Below are 18,622 nucleotides of genomic sequence, written 5' to 3' on the forward strand. Positions count from 1 at the left end.
TCGGGCCGCGGCCGACTGGTTCGGCCGGGCGCGGGGGCTCGTCGGCGCCGTTCGCGGCACCGGGCGGACCCTCGTTGTCAGTGGCGGCGGTTACGGTTCTCGACATGGCTGCCCGTACCAAGACCACCAAGGACCGCCCGTCCTACCGCTGCACCGAGTGCGGCTGGCAGACGGCCAAGTGGCTCGGTCGCTGCCCCGAGTGCCAGGCGTGGGGGACGATCGAGGAGTACGGCGCGCCAGCGGTCCGTACGACGACACCGGGGCGCGTCACCACCTCCGCGGTGCCCATCGGCCAGGTCGACGGCCGCCAGGCCACGGCCCGCTCCACCGGCGTGCCCGAGCTGGACCGGGTGCTCGGGGGCGGTCTGGTGCCCGGCGCGGTGGTGCTGCTCGCGGGCGAACCCGGTGTGGGCAAGTCCACGCTCCTGCTGGACGTGGCGGCCAAGTCGGCGAGCGACGAGCACCGCACCCTCTACGTCACCGGTGAGGAGTCGGCGAGCCAGGTCCGGCTGCGCGCCGACCGCATCAAGGCCATCCACGACGATCTGTATCTCGCCGCCGAGACCGATCTCGCCGCCGTGCTCGGCCACTTGGACGCGGTGAAGCCCTCCCTGCTCATCCTCGACTCCGTGCAGACCGTCGCCTCCCCCGAGATCGACGGCGCCCCCGGTGGCATGGCGCAGGTGCGCGAGGTCGCCGGCGCGCTCATCCGCGCCTCCAAGGAGCGGGGCATGTCCACGCTGCTTGTGGGCCATGTCACCAAGGACGGTGCCATCGCGGGTCCCCGGCTCCTGGAACACCTCGTGGACGTCGTCCTGAACTTCGAGGGCGACCGGCACGCGCGTCTGCGCCTGGTGCGAGGCGTCAAGAACCGGTACGGCACCACGGACGAGGTCGGCTGCTTCGAGCTGCACGACGAGGGCATCACGGGCCTCGCCGACCCGAGCGGACTTTTCCTGACACGACGTGACGAACCGGTCCCGGGCACCTGTCTGACGGTCACCCTGGAGGGCCGCCGCCCCCTGGTCGCCGAGGTCCAGGCGCTCACCGTCGACTCGCAGATCCCCTCCCCCCGCCGCACCACCTCCGGCCTGGAGACCTCCCGTGTGTCGATGATGCTGGCCGTCCTGGAGCAGCGGGGCCGGATCAGCGCACTCGGCAAGCGGGACATCTACTCCGCGACGGTCGGCGGTGTGAAGTTGTCCGAGCCCGCCGCCGACCTCGCGATCGCCCTCGCGCTGGCCTCCGCCGCCAGTGACACCCCGCTGCCGAAGAACCTCGTCGCGATCGGCGAGGTGGGCCTCGCGGGCGAGGTCAGACGGGTCACGGGCGTCCAGCGCCGGCTCGCCGAGGCACACCGTCTGGGCTTCACGCACGCTCTGGTGCCGGGCGATCCGGGCAAGATCCCGACGGGCATGAAGGTCCTGGAAGTGGCGGACATAGGGGACGCCCTGAGGGTCCTTCCCCGCTCTCGTCGCCGAGAGGCCCCACGGGACGAGGAGGACCGCCGGTAGACTTTGCCCAGGTCTCGCCCGCCCGTACGAACAGAATGTGCGACACGGGGGCGCCCCAGAACCTGCGACCGGAGGAGTGCAGTGGCAGCCAACGACCGGGCGGCAGCTCCCGGAAAGTCCGGCGGGAGCTCCGGTGCCGATGGCCTGATGCGCGCCTCTCTGAGCGCCGTGGCACCCGGCACGGCGATGCGTGACGGCCTGGAGCGCGTGCTCCGCGGCAACACCGGCGGACTCATCGTGCTGGGCTTCGACAAGACCGTCGAAGCCATGTGTACGGGCGGTTTCGTGCTGGACGTGGAGTTCACGGCGACGCGCCTGCGTGAGCTGTGCAAGCTCGACGGCGGCATCGTGATCTCCTCCGACCTGTCGAAGATCCTCCGGGCGGGCGTGCAGTTCGTGCCGGACGCGACGATCCCGACGGAGGAGACCGGCACCCGGCACCGCACGGCGGACCGCATCTCCAAGCAGGTCGGCTTCCCCGTGGTCTCCGTCTCCCAGTCGATGCGGCTGATCGCGCTGTACGTCGACGGGCAGCGCCGCGTCCTGGAGGACTCGGCGGCGATCCTGTCCCGCGCCAACCAGGCGCTCGCGACCCTGGAGCGCTACAAGCTCCGGCTGGACGAGGTGGCGGGCACGCTCTCGGCGCTGGAGATCGAGGACCTGGTGACGGTCCGCGATGTCTCCGCCGTCGCCCAGCGTCTGGAGATGGTCCGCCGCATCGCCACCGAAATCGCCGAGTACGTGGTCGAACTGGGCACCGACGGGCGTCTCCTGGCCCTCCAGCTGGACGAGTTGATCGCCGGCGTGGAGCCCGAGCGCGAGCTGGTCGTGCGCGACTACGTCCCCGAGCCCACCGCGAAGCGCTCCCGCACGGTCGACGAGGCGCTGTACGAACTCGACGCCCTCAGCCACGCCGAGCTGCTCGAACTGCCCACCGTGGCAAGGGCGTTGGGCTACACCGGCTCACCCGAGGCGTTGGACTCGGCGGTCTCCCCGCGCGGCTTCCGCCTGCTCGCCAAGGTCCCCCGCCTGCCCGGCGCCATCATCGACCGGCTGGTGGAACACTTCGGCGGCCTCCAGAAGCTCCTCGCGGCAAGCGTCGACGACCTGCAGACCGTGGACGGCGTGGGCGAGGCCCGGGCCCGCAGCGTCCGCGAGGGCCTGTCCCGCCTGGCGGAGAGCTCGATCCTGGAACGGTACGTGTAGCCCCGGCCCCACCCGCGGCAACGTGAAGACCGTGTTCCGCGTGAGCCGCGACACCAGCGTCCCGGGTACCGCGGTCCATTCCATCGACGTCGCGGACACCCTCAACGAGTTCGTGGCCGCGGCCCGGCCTCAGTCGTCGTTCAGGACGAACGAGGTCTGCTGCTTGCCGAACCCGGCCGCCGTCAGCTCCACCAGGTACGTCCCCGCACCGGCCGAACCCGCGGGCGGGGTCGCGCAGTTGGGGGCGCTCGGCTTGCGGTCCCACTTGACGGTGTAGGTGATGCTGCTGCCGGCCGGTGCGCGGAAGAGCAGGCTGCCGGAGGTCCTGGGGCAGTCGGCGGAGGACCAGTAGTCGTCGCCGCTGTCCGACTGCGAGATCGTCAACACCGCGCTCTTCGGCCCGAGATCCACCTTGCAGTCCTGCCCGGAGACGTTCCTCGCGGTCAGCAGGAGTGTGGGCGTGGCACCCGGACCGTAGGTGTTGTGCAGGCTGCGCACGCTCAACCGGACCGCGCTCGCCGTGCAGTCGGGCAGCGTGGAGCCCGCCGGAATCGTGTCTCCCTGACTCACCCCTGCCCCGGCACCCGAGCCGCCGGCACCGCCGCCGGACCCCTCCGTACCACCGGACCCACCGGCACCACCCGCGGACCCGGCACCGGACCCGCCGTCCGAGCCCGATCCCGAACTCCCTCCGGAGTCCGAACCGCTGGATCCCGAACCGCCCGAATCGTCCCGCCCGCCGGGCGCCTGGCTGATCGCGGGACCCGAACTCGACGGTCCCGCCGTGATGGTGGGCGCGGGCGTCCTGCCCTTCGAGCCGTCGTCCTTCTTGCCGCCCCCGCCGCCCGACGTCACGATCCAGGTGATCAGCAGCGCCAACAGGGCTAGAACGGACAGCAGTACGACCCTCCGGCGCCAGTAGATGGTGGAGGGAAGCGGCCCGACAGGATTGCGCAGAGATCCCACGGCGCAAACTGTACGAGAGATCGGCGCGTTCGCTTGCCCCACCCGCCGCCACTACGTCAACTTTTCCGGATCATCATCCCGGAATCGGCGACCCACCCACCGGCGCCGGGCAAAGCCGCCCAACCGTCGCGGGCCGTGGCAGGATCAGAAGGCCATGACTGCGCTCACGAACACCCCCGAGACCCAAGCCCCCCACACCGCACTGCACTCCCCCGTCATCGACTGGTTCGACGAACACGCCCGCGACCTGCCGTGGCGCCGCCCGGAGGCCGGCCCCTGGGGCGTGATGGTCAGCGAGTTCATGCTGCAGCAGACCCCGGTCAGCCGCGTCCTGCCGGTCTACGAGCAGTGGCTGGCCCGCTGGCCGCGCCCCGCCGACCTGGCTCAGGAGGCCCCCGGCGAGGCCGTCCGCGCCTGGGGCCGGCTCGGCTACCCGCGCCGCGCCCTGCGGCTGCACGGCGCCGCGGTCGCCATAGCGGAACGGCACGGCGGCGACGTACCCACCGATCACGCGCAGCTGCTCGCGCTGCCCGGCATCGGCGAGTACACGGCCGCGGCCGTCGCCTCCTTCGCGTACGGGCAGCGGCACGCGGTGCTCGACACCAACGTCCGCCGGGTCTTCGCACGCGCCGTCACCGGCGTCCAGTACCCGCCGAACGCCACCACCGCCGCCGAACGCAAACTGGCCCGCGCCCTGTTGCCCGAGGACGAGGCGATCGCCTCGCGCTGGGCCGCCGCCTCCATGGAGCTCGGCGCGCTGGTGTGCACCGCGAAGAACGAGTCCTGTCACCGCTGCCCGATCGCCGCGCAGTGCGCCTGGCGGCTCGCGGGCAAGCCGGAGCACGAGGGACCGGCGCGCAAGGGGCAGACGTACGCCGGTACCGACCGCCAGGTGCGCGGCAAGCTGCTGGCCGTGCTGCGCGAGGCCCACGCGCCCGTCCCGCAGGCGGTGCTGGACCGGGTGTGGCACGAGCCGGTGCAGCGGGCACGGGCGCTGGACGGGCTCGTCGCGGACGGACTCGTGGAGCCCCTTCCCGGTGGTTTGTATCGGCTGCCGTTGACGTAACCCGCCGTAACTTCACAGCCGCCGCGGGATCAAATCGGTCGATAGCTCCATCAACTGGTGCGCCCCTTTACCCCGTTCCTACGTTCGTTACACAACCGACGTACAGCCGATTGCCAGCCGAGTGCTGGCTCGGACAGCGCCGTGACAACGCCTCCGTAGCTTCATTCCCACGAAGGACACCGTCGGCGAGGGGCCGCGCGGTAACGGGGATTCAGGAGGCGGTTCGACATGGCGCAGGGCGAGGTGCTCGAGTTCGAGGAGTACGTCCGCACCCGGCAGGACGCGCTGTTGCGCAGTGCTCGCCGGCTGGTCCCGGACCCGACGGACGCCCAGGACCTCCTCCAGACGGCGCTGGTGCGGACGTACGGCCGCTGGGAGGGCATCGCGGACAAGCGGCTCGCGGACGCCTACCTGCGCCGGGTGATGATCAACACCCGTACGGAGTGGTGGCGGGCGCGCAAGCTGGAGGAGGTCCCGACCGAGCAGCTGCCGGACGCGTCCGTGGACGACGCCACGGAGCAGCACGCGGACCGCGCGCTTCTTATGGACATCATGAAAGTTCTCGCGCCGAAACAGCGCAGTGTTGTCGTACTGCGACACTGGGAGCAGATGTCCACGGAGGAGACGGCCGCCGCCCTCGGCATGTCGGCCGGAACGGTCAAGAGCACGCTGCACCGGGCGCTCGCCCGGCTCCGCGAGGAGCTGGAGAGCCGTGACCTGGACGCACGCGCGCTGGAGCGTGAGGAGCGGGAGCGTTGCACGGCGGCCTGACCGGCACGGGGCGGTCCACCCCGGACCGGGCAACCCTGCAGGCGGCGTTCACGGCGGTGGCCGTGCTCGCCGCCCTCGGCCTTTTCGCCTCCGGCTGCGCCACCGGCGGCACCGGCGCGCGCGACGAGGGCCCGGCGCACGCCGACTCGGTGGCCGGCGCCGCGGCCACGCCCACACCCGCCCCCGCTCCCTCCCGGACCGCGCGCGTGGACGCGGTCAAGCTGGTCAAGGACGATCCGCAGGTCTCGGCGGAGGTCAAGCGCGAGCTGAAGCCGTGCGTGGCCGACGAGTACCCGGTCGACGTGTCGTACGGAGAACTGACCGGAGGCCCTTCGGACGACGTCGTGGTGAATGTGCTGACCTGCAGTGACGCCGTGGGGGTCGGCTCATATGTGTATCGCGAGCAGGACGGTCGGTACGAGAATGTGTTCCAGGCCGAGGAACCTCCGGTCTACGCGGAAATAGACCGCGGCGACCTGGTGGTGACCAAACAGGTGTACGAGAAGGGTGACCCGGTGTCGAGTCCGTCCGGCGAGAACGTGATCACGTATCGCTGGGCCGCGGGCCGCTTCACCGAGGAGTACCGCACGCACAACGACTACAGCAACGCCGTCGGGAGCGGCGCCTCGCCGTCGAAGTGACGCTCGTGAACCGTTCGGCCCGCTCGGGACGATCCACCAGCAGTACGTACGCCACGACCGACACGAGAACTGAGAGCACCGGGATGGCAGACCAGACCCACGTCCTTTTCGTCGAGGACGACGACGTCATCCGCGAGGCCACCCAGCTCGCCCTCGAGCGGGACGGCTTCGCGGTCACCGCGATGCCCGACGGCCTGTCGGGCCTGGAGGCGTTCCGGGCGGACCAGCCCGACATCGCGCTGCTCGACGTCATGGTGCCCGGCCTCGACGGCGTCAGCCTGTGCCGCCGTATCCGCGACGAGTCGACCGTGCCGGTGATCATGCTGTCGGCGCGGGCCGACTCCATCGACGTGGTCCTGGGCCTGGAGGCGGGCGCCGACGACTATGTGACCAAGCCCTTCGACGGAGCGGTCCTGGTCGCGCGCATACGCGCGGTGCTGCGGCGCTTCGGGCACGCCGGCGGCGGGGACAGGGGCGACGACCACGCCCCCGCGGTCTCCGGCGGGGTGCTGACCTTCGGCGAACTGGAGATCGACACCGAGGGCATGGAGGTGCGCCGGGCCGGGCAGCCGGTGGGGCTGACCCCGACCGAGATGCGGCTGCTGCTGGAGTTCTCCTCCGCGCCGGGCACGGTCCTGTCGCGCGACAAGCTGCTGGAGCGGGTGTGGGACTACGGCTGGGGCGGGGACACACGGGTGGTGGACGTCCATGTGCAGCGGTTGCGTACGAAGATCGGCCAGGACCGGATCGAGACGGTCCGCGGCTTCGGCTACAAGTTGAAGGCCTGAGCGGGGACGTCGAGGACATGCGGGGGATATTCCGGAACCCGGGGACGGGCGACGACACGGGCGGTGTCCGTGCGAGGCTGCGCTGGGACCTCAGTACAGGGCTGCGCTGGAAACTCAGCGCGGCCATCGCGCTGGTCGGGGCGCTGGTCGCGGTCGCGCTGAGCCTGGTCGTGCACAACGCGGCCCGGGTCTCGATGCTGGACAACGCGCGCGACCTGGCGGACGAGCGGCTCCAGATCGCCCAGCGCAGCTACGAGCTGTCCGGTCGGGTGAACTTCCCCAACGTCCAGCAGGACGCCCCGGACCTGCCGTCGCTGCTTCGGGAGAAGGTCGAGCAGGGGCGCCGGGCGACCTATGTCACCGACCGGCGCAACGGCGTTCCGGACATCTGGGCGGCCGTGCCGGTCAAGGGCGGGCATGTGCTGTCGCTGCACACCGGGTGGACCGACCGCAGCACGGACATCCTCAACGACCTCGACCAGGCCCTGGTCATCGGCTCCATCGCGGTCGTCCTCGGCGGCAGCGCGCTCGGAGTGCTCATCGGCGGACAGCTCTCGCGGCGGCTGCGCAAGGCGGCGGCCGCGGCCAACCAGGTCGCCAGGGGTGAGCCGGACGTCCGGGTGCGGGACGCGATCGGCGGGGTCGTACGGGACGAGACCGACGACCTCGCGAGCGCGGTGGACGCCATGGCGGACGCGCTGCAGCAGCGGCTGGAGGCGGAGCGCCGGGTGACCGCCGACATCGCGCACGAGCTGCGCACTCCGGTGACGGGTCTGCTCACCGCGGCCGAACTCCTCCCGCCCGGCCGTCCGACCGAGCTGGTCCTGGACCGGGCGAAGGCCATGCGCACGCTCGTCGAGGACGTCCTGGAGGTGGCCCGGCTCGACGGGGCCTCCGAGCGGGCCGAGCTGCAGGACCTGATGCTCGGCGAGTTCATCGCCCGGCGGGTGGCGGCCAAGGACCCGGACGTCGAGGTGCGGGTGGTGCACGAGTCGATGGTCACGACCGACCCGCGCCGACTGGAGCGGGTCCTGTTCAACCTGCTCGCCAACGCCGCCCGGCACGGCAAGCCCCCCATCCAGGTCACCGTCGAGGGCCGCGTCATCCGCGTGCGCGACCACGGGCCCGGTTTCCCCGCCGACCTGCTCGCGGAGGGCCCGAGCCGCTTCCGCACGGGCAGCGCCGACCGCGCCGGGCACGGGCACGGGCTGGGGCTGACCATCGCGGCGGGCCAGGCCCGGGTCCTGGGCGCCCGCCTGACCTTCCGCAACGTCCGCCCTGCGGGCGCCCCGGCCCACGTCCCGGCGGAGGGCGCCGTGGCAGTCCTCTGGCTCCCGGAACACGCACCGACGAACACGGGCAGCTATCCGGTGCTGCCGTAGGTCAGGGCCCCGTCCCGGTCCAGCACCCGGGGTCCCGCTGACCGTCCTCTCACGTCCCGGCGACCAGCAGCTCCTCCCCGCGTGACGGACGTACCCCGTCCGTCCGGTCCGCGAAGTACCGCTTCTCCAGCTCCGCCGCCGACACGTGCCGGGTCTCCCGGAAGCCCGCCTCGCGGGCCAGCGCGAGGATCTGCTCGGGTTTGTAGAAGGTGAGGAACGGCGTGCCGGCCGCCCGGGCCCCCTTCATCGCCACCCGGAGCTGTGCCTGCTGATCGGGCTCGACGTCCTCGACGGGCCGCAGGAAGGTCGTGACGAGGACCGACCCCGGGGCGAGCCCGGCGACGAGACGGAACATGGCGGCGATCGCCTTCTCGCTGAGGTACATGGTGACGCCGGCCGAGGCCACCACCGCCGGCCGCCCCGGATCGAACCCGGCCTCGCGCAACCGCCCCCACCAGTCCCCCTCGAAGTCGACGGGCACGAAGTACAGCCACTCCGGGACGTCGAGACCGAGCTCCGCCAGCCGCTGCCGCTTCCAGGCCTGGGGACCGGGCTGGTCGACCTCGAAGACCCGCAGCCCGTACCGGGTGGCGACCTCCGCCCGGCGCTGGGCGAACGTGTCCAGCCCGGCGCCGAGGACGACGTACTGACCGACCCCGTCCGCCGCCCGCTCCTCGACCAGGTCCTCCACGAACCGGGCCCGGGCCACGATCGACGCCCGGGTACGGCGCGTGGCGTCGACGTCCATGTCGGGCCGCTCCCGCCACCCGTCCCCCGGATCCGCGATCCGCAGCCCGACCTCGTCCTCGACGACGTGCGGCGGCGCGTCGGCCCGCAAGTGCAGGGCCCGCCACAGCGCGACCCGCACGGCGGTGTGCTCCGGCGCCCGCTCCTCGGCACTCACCCGAAGTCCTTCGAGAAGTCGAGCTCCTCGCTGCGCTCGGTCAGCGAGTACCAGTTGCCGCTGTCGTCACGGAAGACCGCCTCGATGCCGTACGGCCGCTCCTGCGGCGCCTGGAGGAACTCGACGCCCCTCGCCCTGAAGGTCTCGTAGTCACCGCGGCAGTCGTCGGTACGGAACGCCCCCGCCCCCAGCACCCCCTTGCTGACGAGCTTCTTCAGCGCCTCGGCCGACTCCGGGTCGAGCCCCGGCCCGTCGAGGCTCATCAGGGCGAGCTCGACGCCCGGCTGGTCCTTGGCGCCGACGGTGATCCACCTCATGTCCCCCATGGAGACGTCACCCCGGACCTCGAAGTCCAGCTTCTCGGTGAAGAAGGCCTTGGTGCGCTGCTGGTCGAACGTCCACACGGTGCTGATGCCCAGACCAAGAATCATGGCTCCACGGTAGGCAGCACGGGCTTCAGCGCGCTTCTCCGGTATTGCTGTTCCGCGCCTCTTCCGAGTCGCTGTCCCGCGCCTCCCCGAAGGCGCCGTTCGGCCGCGGGAAGCCGCCCGCCCACAGCATCGCGTAACACCCGGGTATGAGCGCGGCTCCCCGGCCCACGTGCCTGGTCCGGTACGCGCTCGGGGTCAGCCCCGTACGGGCCTTGAACCGTGCAGAGAACGTCCCGAGGCTGCTGAAGCCGACCAGATGGCAGATCTCCGTGACGCTCAGATCGGCGCTCCGCAGCATCTCCCCGGCCCGCTCGAGGCGCCGGTGGGTCAAATACCGACCCGGCGTCTGTCCGTACGCCGCCTTGAAGGCCCGTACGAAGTGATACCGCGAATACCCGGCATGCGAGGCCACCCCCTCCAGATCCAGCTCCGGATCGGCCCAGTCCCGATCCATGACGTCCTTGGCCAGCCGCAACTGGCGCAGCCTGTCCATGCACCCGATGGTGGCACGCGGCACTGACAACGGCCCCCACGGCCGCGGGCGGGCATGAGGAAGGCCCCCGGGGCGGACACCATCCGGGGGCCTTCGACTCGCTGTCGGATCAGACGGCCTCGACGACCTGCGGCTGCACCGCGGCTCCCTCGTCCGAACCCTCCGGCTTCGGCCCCGCTCCCCGCAGCGCGACCTCCTTCACGAACACCGCCGCGATCAGCGCGACCACGGCCACCACGGAGCCGAGCAGGAACGCCCAGTGGATGCCCGCGGACACCGCGTGCTGGTACGCCTCGCGGGCCACCGCCGGCAGCTTCGCCAGGCTCTTGGCGTCCAGCGACGCCGACTTCTCGGTGATCTTCGCGCCCAGGGACCCGGCCCGCTCGGCCATCACGTGCTGGACCCGGTTGTTGAACAGCGCGCCCATGATCGCGACGCCGAAGGACGAGCCGAGCGTCCGGAACAGGGTGGTCGAGGAGGACGCCACGCCCATGTCCTTCATCTCGACGCTGTTCTGCGCGACCAGCATGGTGACCTGCATCAGGCAGCCCATGCCCAGACCGACTACCGCCATGAACACACCGGAGGTGAACCGCGAGGTGCCGGTGTCCATGGTGGACAGCAGGTACAGCCCGACGATCATCAGGGCGCTGCCGACGACCGGGAAGATCTTGTAGCGACCGGTGTTGGTGGTCACGCGCCCGGCCACCATGGAGGTGACCAGCATCGCGCCGAGCATCGGCAGCAGGAGCAGACCGGAGTTGGTCGCGGAGGCACCCTGCACCGACTGCTGGTACAGCGGCAGGTACAGCGTGGCGCCGAACATCACGAAACCGGTGATGAAGCCGATGATCGACATCAGCGTGAAGTTGCGGTTGCGGAAGATGTGCAGCGGTACGACCGGCTCGGCGGCCTTGGTCTGCCAGAACACGAACCCGATCAGCGCGGCCACACCGATGCCGATCAGCTCCATGATCCGCGCGGAGGTCCAGGAGTACTCGGAGCCGCCCCAGGTGGTGACGAGGACGATGGCCGTGATGCCGACCGTCAACAGGACCACGCCGAGGTAGTCGATGCCGGCCTTGGACCGCTTCTTCGGCAGGTGCAGCACCGCGCTGATCAGACCGAGCGCGACCACGCCGAGAGGCAGGTTGATGTAGAACGCCCAGCGCCAGCCCCAGTTGTCGGTGATGGTGCCGCCGACCAGCGGTCCGCCGATCATCGCGATGGCCATGACGCCGGCCATCATGCCCTGGTACTTGCCCCGCTCCCGCGGCGGGATCAGGTCACCGATGATCGCCATGACGCCGACCATCAGACCGCCGGCGCCCAGGCCCTGCACGGCCCGGAAGCCGATCAGCTCGCCCATGTTCTGCGCCATGCCGCTGAGCGCCGAGCCGATCAGGAAGATCACGATCGAGGTCATGAACGTGGTCTTGCGCCCGAACATGTCGCCGAGCTTGCCCCAGACCGGAGTGGCCGCAGCGGTGGCCAGCGTGTACGCCGTCACCACCCACGACAGGTGCTCGAGTCCGCCGAGCTCGCCCACGATGGTCGGCATCGCGGTGCCGACGATCATGTTGTCGAGCATCGCCAGCATCATGGTGATCATGAGTGCGAGCAGCACCACGCGTACGCTCTTCGGCTGTTTCTCCGGCTTGGTCTCGACCGTCTCTGTGTCCGCCATCATGCCCACTCCCCTATACGTACTGCGGTACTTCCCCCCGACCGGCCACTTACTTGCCGCCCGGCTAGTTGACTACACTGAGGAAGGTAGACGCGTAACTAGCCGGGCGTCAAGTAAGTTCACTAGTCGGGCGGCAAGTAAGTCAGCAGGGGGCGTGAGGAGCGCGACAATGGGCGGCACGATGGACGGCACCAAGCGGCAGCGCCGCGGAGACACTCGCCAGCGCATCCAGGACGTGGCGCTCGAACTCTTCGCCGAACAGGGCTATGAGAAGACCTCGCTGCGCGAGATCGCCGAGCGCTTGGACGTCACCAAGGCGGCGCTGTACTACCACTTCAAGACGAAGGAAGAGATCCTCGTCAGCATCTTCGAGGACCTCTCCCAGCCCATCGAGGACCTGATCGAATGGGGCAAGGGGCAGCCGCACACGCTGGAGACCAAGCAGGAAATCATCCACCGGTATCACGAGGCGCTGTCCGAGGCCCGCCCGCTCTTCCGCTTCATGCAGGAGAACCAGGGGACGGTGAAGGAACTGCGCATCGGCGAGATGTTCCGCCACCGGATGATGGGGATGCGGGACATCCTCGTCGATCCGGACGCCTCCCTCGCGGACCAGGTTCGCTGCGTCAGCGCGGTCTTCACGATGCACGCCGGGATGTTCGCGCTCAACGACCTGCCGGGCACCGACGAGGAGAAGAACCAGGCGGTACGGGAGGTCGCGTGGGACCTGGTGGCCCAGGCCCACGCGGGTACGCACCCGCCGGTGGAGGCCTCTTAGAGGCTGAGCCCCTTGGCCCGCAGGAACGCCACCGGGTCGATCGCCGAGCCGTAGTCGGCGGTCCTGCGGATCTCGAAGTGCAGGTGCGGGCCGGTGGAGTTGCCGGTGTTGCCGGACCGGGCTATGTGCTGGCCGGTGCGGACGATCTGGCCGACCTTGACGTCGATGCGGGACAGGTGGGCGTACTGCGAGTAGGTGCCGTTGCCGTGCTTGATCACGATGGCGTTGCCGTACGCGGGTCCATCACCGGCGCCGTTGCCGCCGGCCTTGACCACGGTGCCGCCGTGCGCGGCGACGACGTCGGTGCCGCTGGGGACGGCGAAGTCCTGCCCGCTGTGCTTGGCCTGCCAGTGGCTGCCCGCCTGGGCGAACTTCGCGGACAGCGTGTACTTGCGCACCGGGTGGACCCAGGAGGCCGCCTTCTTCGCGGCAGCGGCCTTCTTGGCCGCGGCCGCCTTGGCCTTGGCCTTGGCGGCGGCCTTCTCCTTGGCCGCGGCCTTGGCGGCGGCGACCTCGGCGGTCTTGGCGGCCTTGGCCTGCGCGGCGGCCTGGGCCTGGACGGCACTCGCGGCGCTGGAGGCGGCCGTGGTGTCGGCGGCGACCGCGACTCCGGCCCCCAGCACGACCGACGCCCCGAGTCCGGCGGCCAGGACGGCCGCACGGGTGCGCAGCGGGGACGTACGGGAAGAACGGAACGGGACACGCAGGGACATCGAAACCTCGGGGGGGTCGGCGACAGAGAAAACCACCCGGCGCACGACGTCCGCCGGATGGGCCATCCCTTGGTAACCCGGACCCCCACAAAGCCCAAAACAGGGCATCTACGGCGTTCTCTAGTAATGGCTGGCGAAAATCACATTCCACGCCCGAGTGAAAGCGATGACATCCCACTATGAGCGCTAGTAACGGACAAATCGCCTGTGCCTCAAGTCACCGGCCGCCACCACAAGGCCTGACGGAAATCCCTGCCCCATGTGACGCACATCTCTGGCCACTTACCGGCCAGTAACCCTACGGTTCCCCTCGCGCCACCCTCGCCCTCGAACATGCACAGGACAACGACATACGGACGCGAGAGGACCCCCCCCATGACAAGACGACGCCCCTGGGCGCGCCGCACCGCTGTCATCGCAGTCTCCGCCTCGGCCCTGGTGGCGCTCGGCGCTCCCGCCAACGCGGCCACGAGCACCGCGAAGGTCGACTACGCCACCTGGCAGAAGGACTGCCAGACCGTGATGGACCAGGCACTGACCTACATCCAGCAGCGCGTCGCCGCGGCCGCGTCCGGCGAGAAGCAGGCGATCGTCTTCGACATCGACAACACCACGCTGGAGACCGACTTCGGCTTCAGCTACCCGCAGCCGGCCAACAAGCCGGTCCTGAACGTCGCGAAGTACGCCCAGGAGCACGGCGTCTCCCTGTTCTTCGTCACGGCCCGCCCCGGCATCATCGCCGTGCCCACCGAGTACAACCTCGACTACGACGGCTACCAGGTCTCCGGCCTCTACGTCCGCGGCTTCTTCGACCTCTTCAAGGACGTCGCCGCCTACAAGACCGCCCAGCGCGTCGACATCGAGAACAAGGGCTACGACATCATCGCCAACATCGGCAACAGCGCCACCGACCTCTCGGGCGGCCACGCCGACAAAACCTTCAAACTCCCGGACTACGACGGCCAGTTGTCGTAGCCGCCGCATTCTCGGGCAAGCAAAAGGGGCCGGTGCCCGAAAGCACCGGCCCCTTGGGGCGTCGCCGTGAGGCTTACGCCTCCTTGCTCAGGTTCGGACCGGCTCCGCCGGCCGCCTGCTCGATCGGCGGGACGTCCGGCAGGGCCGACTTCTCCTCGCCGCGGAAGGTGAAGGTCTTGGTCTCGCCCTCGCCCTCCGTGTCCACGACCACGATGTGACCGGGGCGCAGCTCGCCGAAGAGGATCTTCTCCGAGAGGGTGTCCTCGATCTCGCGCTGGATGGTGCGGCGCAGCGGCCGGGCACCCAGTACGGGGTCGTAACCCTTCTGGGAGAGCAGCTCCTTGGCGGACTGGGAGAGCTCGATGCCCATGTCCCGGTCCTTGAGGCGCTCGTCCACCTTGCTGATCATCAGGTCGACGATCGCGAGGATGTCGGTCTGGGTCAGCTGCGGGAAGACGACCACGTCGTCGACGCGGTTGAGGAACTCGGGCCGGAAGTGCTGCTTGAGCTCGTCCTGGACCTTGTTCTTCATGCGCTCGTAGTTGGTCTTCGTGTCACCCGAGGCCGCGAAGCCCAGGTTGAAGCCCTTGGAGATGTCCCGGGTGCCGAGGTTGGTCGTCATGATGATGACCGTGTTCTTGAAGTCCACGACCCGGCCCTGGGAGTCGGTCAGGCGACCGTCCTCCAGGATCTGCAGCAGCGAGTTGAAGATGTCCGGGTGGGCCTTCTCGACCTCGTCGAAGAGGACGACGGAGAACGGCTTGCGGCGGACCTTCTCGGTCAGCTGGCCGCCCTCTTCGTAGCCCACGTAGCCGGGGGGCGAACCGAAGAGACGCGACACCGTGTGCTTCTCGCTGAACTCCGACATGTCGAGGGAGATCAGCGCGTCCTCGTCACCGAAGAGGAACTCGGCGAGCGCCTTGGACAGCTCGGTCTTACCGACACCGGACGGGCCGGCGAAGATGAACGAACCACCGGGACGCTTCGGGTCCTTCAGACCCGCACGCGTACGACGGATCGCCTTCGACAGCGCCTTGACGGCGTCGACCTGGCCGATGACCCGCTTGTGGAGCTCGTCCTCCATGCGCAGCAGACGCGAGGACTCCTCCTCGGTCAGCTTGAAGACCGGGATGCCGGTGGCGGTGGCGAGGACCTCGGCGATCAGCTCGCCGTCGACCTCGGCGACGACGTCCATGTCGCCGGCCTTCCACTCCTTCTCCCGCTTGGCCTTCGCGGCCAGGAGCTGCTTCTCCTTGTCGCGCAGGGAGGCGGCCTTCTCGAAGTCCTGCGAGTCGATCGCGGACTCCTTGTCCCGGCGCACACCGGCGATCTTCTCGTCGAACTCACGCAGGTCCGGCGGAGCCGTCATCCTGCGGATGCGCATCCGGGAACCGGCCTCGTCGATCAGGTCGATCGCCTTGTCCGGCAGGAAGCGGTCCGAGATGTAGCGGTCGGCCAGGGTGGCCGCCTGGACCAGCGCCTCGTCCGTGATGGAGACGCGGTGGTGGGCCTCGTACCGGTCACGGAGACCCTTGAGGATCTCGATCGTGTGCGGCAGGGACGGCTCCGCGACCTGGATGGGCTGGAAGCGGCGCTCAAGAGCCGCGTCCTTCTCCAGGTGCTTGCGGTACTCGTCCAGCGTGGTCGCGCCGATGGTCTGCAGCTCACCGCGGGCCAGCATCGGCTTCAGGATCGAAGCGGCGTCGATGGCGCCCTCGGCGGCACCCGCACCGACCAGCGTGTGCAGCTCGTCGATGAACAGGATGATGTCGCCGCGGGTGCGGATCTCCTTGAGCACCTTCTTCAGGCGCTCCTCGAAGTCACCGCGGTAGCGGGAGCCGGCGACCAGCGCGCCGAGGTCCAGGGTGTAGAGGTGCTTGTCCTTGAGGGTCTCGGGCACCTCGCCCTTGACGATGGCCTGGGCGAGGCCCTCGACGACGGCGGTCTTGCCGACGCCGGGCTCACCGATCAGGACCGGGTTGTTCTTGGTACGGCGGGACAGCACCTGCATGACCCGCTCGATCTCCTTCTCGCGCCCGATGACCGGGTCGAGCTTGGACTCACGAGCGGCCTGGGTGAGGTTCCGGCCGAACTGGTCGAGGACCAGGGACGTCGAGGGGGTGCCCTCGGCAGGCCCGCCGGCGGTGGCGGTCTCCTTGCCCTGGTAGCCGGAGAGCAGCTGGATGACCTGCTGCCGCACCCGGTTGAGATCAGCGCCCAGCTTGACCAGGACCTGGGCGGCGACGCCCTCGCCCTCACGGATCAGGCCGAGCAGGATGTGCTCCGTGCCGATGTAGTTGTGGCCCAGCTGAAGGGCCTCGCGGAGCGACAGCTCCAGGACCTTCTTGGCACGGGGGGTGAAGGGGATGTGCCCGGACGGGGCCTGCTGGCCCTGGCCGATGATCTCCTCCACCTGCTGGCGGACCGCCTCGAGCGAAATCCCGAGGCTCTCAAGGGCCTTGGCGGCGACACCCTCACCCTCGTGGATCAGGCCCAGGAGGATGTGCTCGGTGCCGATGTAGTTGTGGTTGAGCATCCGGGCTTCTTCCTGAGCCAGGACGACAACCCGCCGCGCGCGGTCGGTGAACCTCTCGAACATCGTTAATCGCTCCTCAGAGCGGTCAGGCAGTGGGGGGAACTTCCCCTCCCTGTCCTTCCGCAGCTTAGTCCCGCAAGCGGGGACCGCTCATTCCAACTGCCGACACCGTCGATGGCCTCCTGACCCCGCTCACGCCGACATCTGCTCCAACCCGATGGTGCGAGACGATGTTCCCGCAGGCCAGGCAGTTACCCTCACCATCAGTACGCCGATGGCGAACGTGAGACGCCCTGCCCTGCGTGTCGCCCCCTCCCACTAGGGATGTCTTACCCGCTCGCACTGACACTCCATGCCGTACGCCCCCCATCCCTCCGCTATGGGCGAACAACCTTGCGCTCCGTCGCACCCCCGCACGCCCCCTTTTCCGGCACTCTGCGCATGAGCTAGAGCACCCAGCGTAACTCTCGGGGTCATTCGGCCGTTGCGATGTACATGGTTGGCAGCCGCTCACAGGCAACACCTCCCTCGCTCCCGACGAACCACAGCGACCGTACGGACCGCACCGCGATCCCGCTTCCCCGCCGGCCGCTCGATCCGGCCGACGCTCCCGGCGATCATGTCCGCCGGTGGTACGAGAACGAACTGGGGTGGCCGACGGTGCCCGCGGATCCACAGAATCCGGGAGATCCCGTAGATCCGGTACGGCTGCGGGTGGGGGAACGTTTCGACGTCCTGGAGGTCCCGGCCGAGGCGGGCCGGGCGGGCCTGCGCCATCTCGCGCCGGCGTCCCCGGTCGCGGTGTGCGGCGACAGGATGCGGCTGCTGGTGGCGGCGGGGAGCGCCGAGGAACTGCCGGGCCTGCTGGAGTGGCTGGAGTGGGGCCCGCTGGCGCTGGATCTGACGGCGACCGGAGAAGGCGGAGTCATGGACGCGCCACTGCCGCCCGAGGGAGCGGTACGACTCCGAGCGGTCCAGCGGCCGGAAGAGGCCCTGCGGCCGGGAGGCGCCCTGCGCTCGGGAGAGGCCCTGCGCCAGGAAGGGGCCCTACGGCTCCCCCTGGGCCGCACGGGCTCCCTGCAGGGGGCCGCCGTGTGGCTGCGGCCCCCCGGGCCGGGGTGCGAGGTCGAGGCTTCGCTGCCGACGCTGTCGGCCCTGGGGGGCGGTGGGGGCGCCCCCGATCTCGTACGACTCGTGGACACGGTGGCCACGCAGTGCCACCGGCTGTGGCTGCGACGTGCGTGCGCGCGGCCGGAAGCCCTTTCCCGGGCCGGTGATCAGGCGTTGGCCTTCTCGTAGGCCTCGCGAATGGACGCCGGAACACGGCCACGGTCGTTGACCTCGTAACCGTTCTCCTTGGCCCACGCGCGGATCTGCGCGGTGTCCTGGCTGCCTCCGGAAGTCGCGCGCGCCTTTCCGCGCCCACCCGAAGAGCGGCCTCCGGTACGCCGACCACCCTTCACGTAAGGCTCGAGAAGGCCGCGAAGCTTGTCCGCATTGGCGGTCGTGAGATCGATCTCGTACGTCTTGCCGTCCAACGCGAACGTGACGGTCTCGTCCGCCTCGCCGCCGTCGAGGTCGTCGACAAGAAGGACCTGAACCTTCTGTGCCACCGGATTTCCTTTCATCCAAAACTTGAGGGCCGGGGGTCTGCGGCGTCCGCCGTTTCGCCGTCCCCTGTTATATGCAGTACTGCAGTACGTCGGAAAGCAAACCGCTTTTGCCGGAAAAACACAAACCCCTAGACAGCGGGAGGGCAGTCCCCGACTGT

Annotated in this window: 18 protein-coding genes; 10 read left to right on the forward strand and 8 right to left on the reverse strand. The window is 69.8% G+C overall.

The genetic code is table 11. The features are described 5' to 3' along the window. The first annotated feature begins 104 nt into the window (after positions 1-104). Complete coding sequence (gene radA, locus ABZZ74_RS22200; protein ID WP_133044317.1) at positions 105-1,514, forward strand: DNA repair protein RadA; 1,410 nt, start codon at positions 105-107, stop codon at positions 1,512-1,514. 81 nt (positions 1,515-1,595) lie between these two features. Further along, the gene (gene disA, locus ABZZ74_RS22205; protein ID WP_356767438.1) at positions 1,596-2,720 is read left to right on the forward strand and encodes a DNA integrity scanning diadenylate cyclase DisA; all 1,125 of its coding nucleotides are present in this window, start codon (positions 1,596-1,598) and stop codon (positions 2,718-2,720) included. Between the two features lie 129 nt (positions 2,721-2,849). On the opposite strand, the gene ABZZ74_RS22210 is transcribed toward disA, so the two are convergent. Then, positions 2,850-3,686 (reverse strand): hypothetical protein, encoded by an 837-nt coding sequence (locus ABZZ74_RS22210; RefSeq protein WP_356767440.1) that lies wholly within the window; start codon positions 3,684-3,686, stop codon positions 2,850-2,852. 154 nt (positions 3,687-3,840) lie between these two features. Here ABZZ74_RS22210 and ABZZ74_RS22215 point away from each other — a divergent pair, with 154 nt between their 5' ends. From ABZZ74_RS22215 to cseC, 5 genes are all read left to right on the forward strand, one after another. Next, on the forward strand, positions 3,841-4,752 hold the full coding sequence (locus ABZZ74_RS22215; protein WP_356767442.1) for an A/G-specific adenine glycosylase: 912 nt from the start codon (positions 3,841-3,843) through the stop codon (positions 4,750-4,752). A 228-nt stretch (positions 4,753-4,980) separates the two neighbouring features. Next, positions 4,981-5,523 carry a SigE family RNA polymerase sigma factor gene (locus ABZZ74_RS22220; protein ID WP_133044313.1) on the forward strand — a complete coding sequence of 181 codons (543 nt, stop codon included), beginning with the start codon at positions 4,981-4,983 and terminating at the stop codon, positions 5,521-5,523. Beyond that, entirely contained in the window at positions 5,520-6,164 is a 645-nt protein-coding gene (locus ABZZ74_RS22225) for a hypothetical protein (protein WP_356767659.1), read from the forward strand. Before ABZZ74_RS22220 ends, ABZZ74_RS22225 begins: the two co-directional genes overlap by 4 nt. A gap of 83 nt (positions 6,165-6,247) precedes the next feature. Continuing rightward, on the forward strand, positions 6,248-6,952 hold the full coding sequence (gene cseB / locus ABZZ74_RS22230; RefSeq protein WP_133044312.1) for a two-component system response regulator CseB: 705 nt from the start codon (positions 6,248-6,250) through the stop codon (positions 6,950-6,952). A 17-nt stretch (positions 6,953-6,969) separates the two neighbouring features. Continuing rightward, positions 6,970-8,334, forward strand: a complete 1,365-nt coding sequence (gene cseC, locus ABZZ74_RS22235) for a two-component system sensor histidine kinase CseC (protein WP_356767445.1) — start codon at positions 6,970-6,972, stop codon at positions 8,332-8,334. A 49-nt stretch (positions 8,335-8,383) separates the two neighbouring features. Here cseC and ABZZ74_RS22240 read toward each other — a convergent pair whose 3' ends face one another. The 4 genes from ABZZ74_RS22240 to ABZZ74_RS22255 all read right to left on the reverse strand — a co-directional run bounded on the left by ABZZ74_RS22240 (position 8,384) and on the right by ABZZ74_RS22255 (position 11,849). Beyond that, positions 8,384-9,238 carry a class I SAM-dependent methyltransferase gene (locus tag ABZZ74_RS22240; RefSeq protein ID WP_356767447.1) on the reverse strand — a complete coding sequence of 285 codons (855 nt, stop codon included), beginning with the start codon at positions 9,236-9,238 and terminating at the stop codon, positions 8,384-8,386. Further along, entirely contained in the window at positions 9,235-9,669 is a 435-nt protein-coding gene (locus tag ABZZ74_RS22245; RefSeq protein WP_133044310.1) for a VOC family protein, read from the reverse strand. Before ABZZ74_RS22245 ends, ABZZ74_RS22240 begins: the two co-directional genes overlap by 4 nt. Positions 9,670-9,694: 25 nt before the next feature. After that, positions 9,695-10,162 (reverse strand): helix-turn-helix transcriptional regulator, encoded by a 468-nt coding sequence (locus ABZZ74_RS22250; RefSeq protein WP_356767450.1) that lies wholly within the window; start codon positions 10,160-10,162, stop codon positions 9,695-9,697. A 109-nt stretch (positions 10,163-10,271) separates the two neighbouring features. Continuing rightward, positions 10,272-11,849 carry an MDR family MFS transporter gene (locus ABZZ74_RS22255; protein ID WP_356767661.1) on the reverse strand — a complete coding sequence of 526 codons (1,578 nt, stop codon included), beginning with the start codon at positions 11,847-11,849 and terminating at the stop codon, positions 10,272-10,274. Between the two features lie 169 nt (positions 11,850-12,018). On the opposite strand from ABZZ74_RS22255, the gene ABZZ74_RS22260 reads away from it, so the two are divergent. Next, positions 12,019-12,627 carry a TetR/AcrR family transcriptional regulator gene (locus ABZZ74_RS22260; RefSeq protein WP_356767453.1) on the forward strand — a complete coding sequence of 203 codons (609 nt, stop codon included), beginning with the start codon at positions 12,019-12,021 and terminating at the stop codon, positions 12,625-12,627. Here the strand turns inward: ABZZ74_RS22260 and ABZZ74_RS22265 are convergent. Continuing rightward, positions 12,624-13,340 (reverse strand): M23 family metallopeptidase, encoded by a 717-nt coding sequence (locus ABZZ74_RS22265; protein WP_356767455.1) that lies wholly within the window; start codon positions 13,338-13,340, stop codon positions 12,624-12,626. The two genes, ABZZ74_RS22260 and ABZZ74_RS22265, sit on opposite strands and share 4 nt — an antisense overlap. 375 nt (positions 13,341-13,715) lie before the next feature. Here ABZZ74_RS22265 and ABZZ74_RS22270 point away from each other — a divergent pair, with 375 nt between their 5' ends. After that, complete coding sequence (locus tag ABZZ74_RS22270) at positions 13,716-14,315, forward strand: HAD family acid phosphatase (RefSeq protein WP_356767457.1); 600 nt, start codon at positions 13,716-13,718, stop codon at positions 14,313-14,315. A gap of 73 nt (positions 14,316-14,388) precedes the next feature. Here ABZZ74_RS22270 and ABZZ74_RS22275 read toward each other — a convergent pair whose 3' ends face one another. Next, positions 14,389-16,914: an ATP-dependent Clp protease ATP-binding subunit gene (locus ABZZ74_RS22275; RefSeq protein ID WP_133044305.1), complete on the reverse strand. Its 2,526-nt coding sequence runs from the start codon at positions 16,912-16,914 to the stop codon at positions 14,389-14,391. A gap of 432 nt (positions 16,915-17,346) precedes the next feature. Here ABZZ74_RS22275 and ABZZ74_RS22280 point away from each other — a divergent pair, with 432 nt between their 5' ends. Continuing rightward, complete coding sequence (locus ABZZ74_RS22280) at positions 17,347-18,150, forward strand: SCO3374 family protein (protein ID WP_356767459.1); 804 nt, start codon at positions 17,347-17,349, stop codon at positions 18,148-18,150. Here the strand turns inward: ABZZ74_RS22280 and ABZZ74_RS22285 are convergent. After that, the gene (locus ABZZ74_RS22285; RefSeq protein ID WP_133044303.1) at positions 18,129-18,464 is read right to left on the reverse strand and encodes an Lsr2 family protein; all 336 of its coding nucleotides are present in this window, start codon (positions 18,462-18,464) and stop codon (positions 18,129-18,131) included. The two genes, ABZZ74_RS22280 and ABZZ74_RS22285, sit on opposite strands and share 22 nt — an antisense overlap. Positions 18,465-18,622: the final 158 nt, after the last annotated feature.

The organism is Streptomyces sp. NPDC006476, from assembly GCF_040612015.1.
Classification (GTDB): Bacteria; Actinomycetota; Actinomycetes; order Streptomycetales; family Streptomycetaceae; genus Streptomyces; species Streptomyces griseorubiginosus_B.

What these genes read in the sequence shown, in the direction of transcription:
- radA (WP_133044317.1), top strand. Translation starts at nt 105, where the DNA reads ATGGCTGCCCGTACCAAGACCACCAAGGACCGCCCGTCCTACCGCTGC.
- ABZZ74_RS22215 (WP_356767442.1), top strand. Translation starts at nt 3,841, where the DNA reads ATGACTGCGCTCACGAACACCCCCGAGACCCAAGCCCCCCACACCGCA.
- ABZZ74_RS22220 (WP_133044313.1), top strand. Translation starts at nt 4,981, where the DNA reads ATGGCGCAGGGCGAGGTGCTCGAGTTCGAGGAGTACGTCCGCACCCGG.
- cseB (WP_133044312.1), top strand. Translation starts at nt 6,248, where the DNA reads ATGGCAGACCAGACCCACGTCCTTTTCGTCGAGGACGACGACGTCATC.
- cseC (WP_356767445.1), top strand. Translation starts at nt 6,970, where the DNA reads ATGCGGGGGATATTCCGGAACCCGGGGACGGGCGACGACACGGGCGGT.
- ABZZ74_RS22245 (WP_133044310.1), bottom strand. Translation starts at nt 9,669, where the DNA reads ATGATTCTTGGTCTGGGCATCAGCACCGTGTGGACGTTCGACCAGCAG.
- ABZZ74_RS22250 (WP_356767450.1), bottom strand. Translation starts at nt 10,162, where the DNA reads ATGGACAGGCTGCGCCAGTTGCGGCTGGCCAAGGACGTCATGGATCGG.
- ABZZ74_RS22255 (WP_356767661.1), bottom strand. Translation starts at nt 11,849, where the DNA reads ATGGCGGACACAGAGACGGTCGAGACCAAGCCGGAGAAACAGCCGAAG.
- ABZZ74_RS22260 (WP_356767453.1), top strand. Translation starts at nt 12,019, where the DNA reads ATGGGCGGCACGATGGACGGCACCAAGCGGCAGCGCCGCGGAGACACT.
- ABZZ74_RS22265 (WP_356767455.1), bottom strand. Translation starts at nt 13,340, where the DNA reads ATGTCCCTGCGTGTCCCGTTCCGTTCTTCCCGTACGTCCCCGCTGCGC.
- ABZZ74_RS22270 (WP_356767457.1), top strand. Translation starts at nt 13,716, where the DNA reads ATGACAAGACGACGCCCCTGGGCGCGCCGCACCGCTGTCATCGCAGTC.
- ABZZ74_RS22275 (WP_133044305.1), bottom strand. Translation starts at nt 16,914, where the DNA reads ATGTTCGAGAGGTTCACCGACCGCGCGCGGCGGGTTGTCGTCCTGGCT.
- ABZZ74_RS22280 (WP_356767459.1), top strand. Translation starts at nt 17,347, where the DNA reads ATGGTTGGCAGCCGCTCACAGGCAACACCTCCCTCGCTCCCGACGAAC.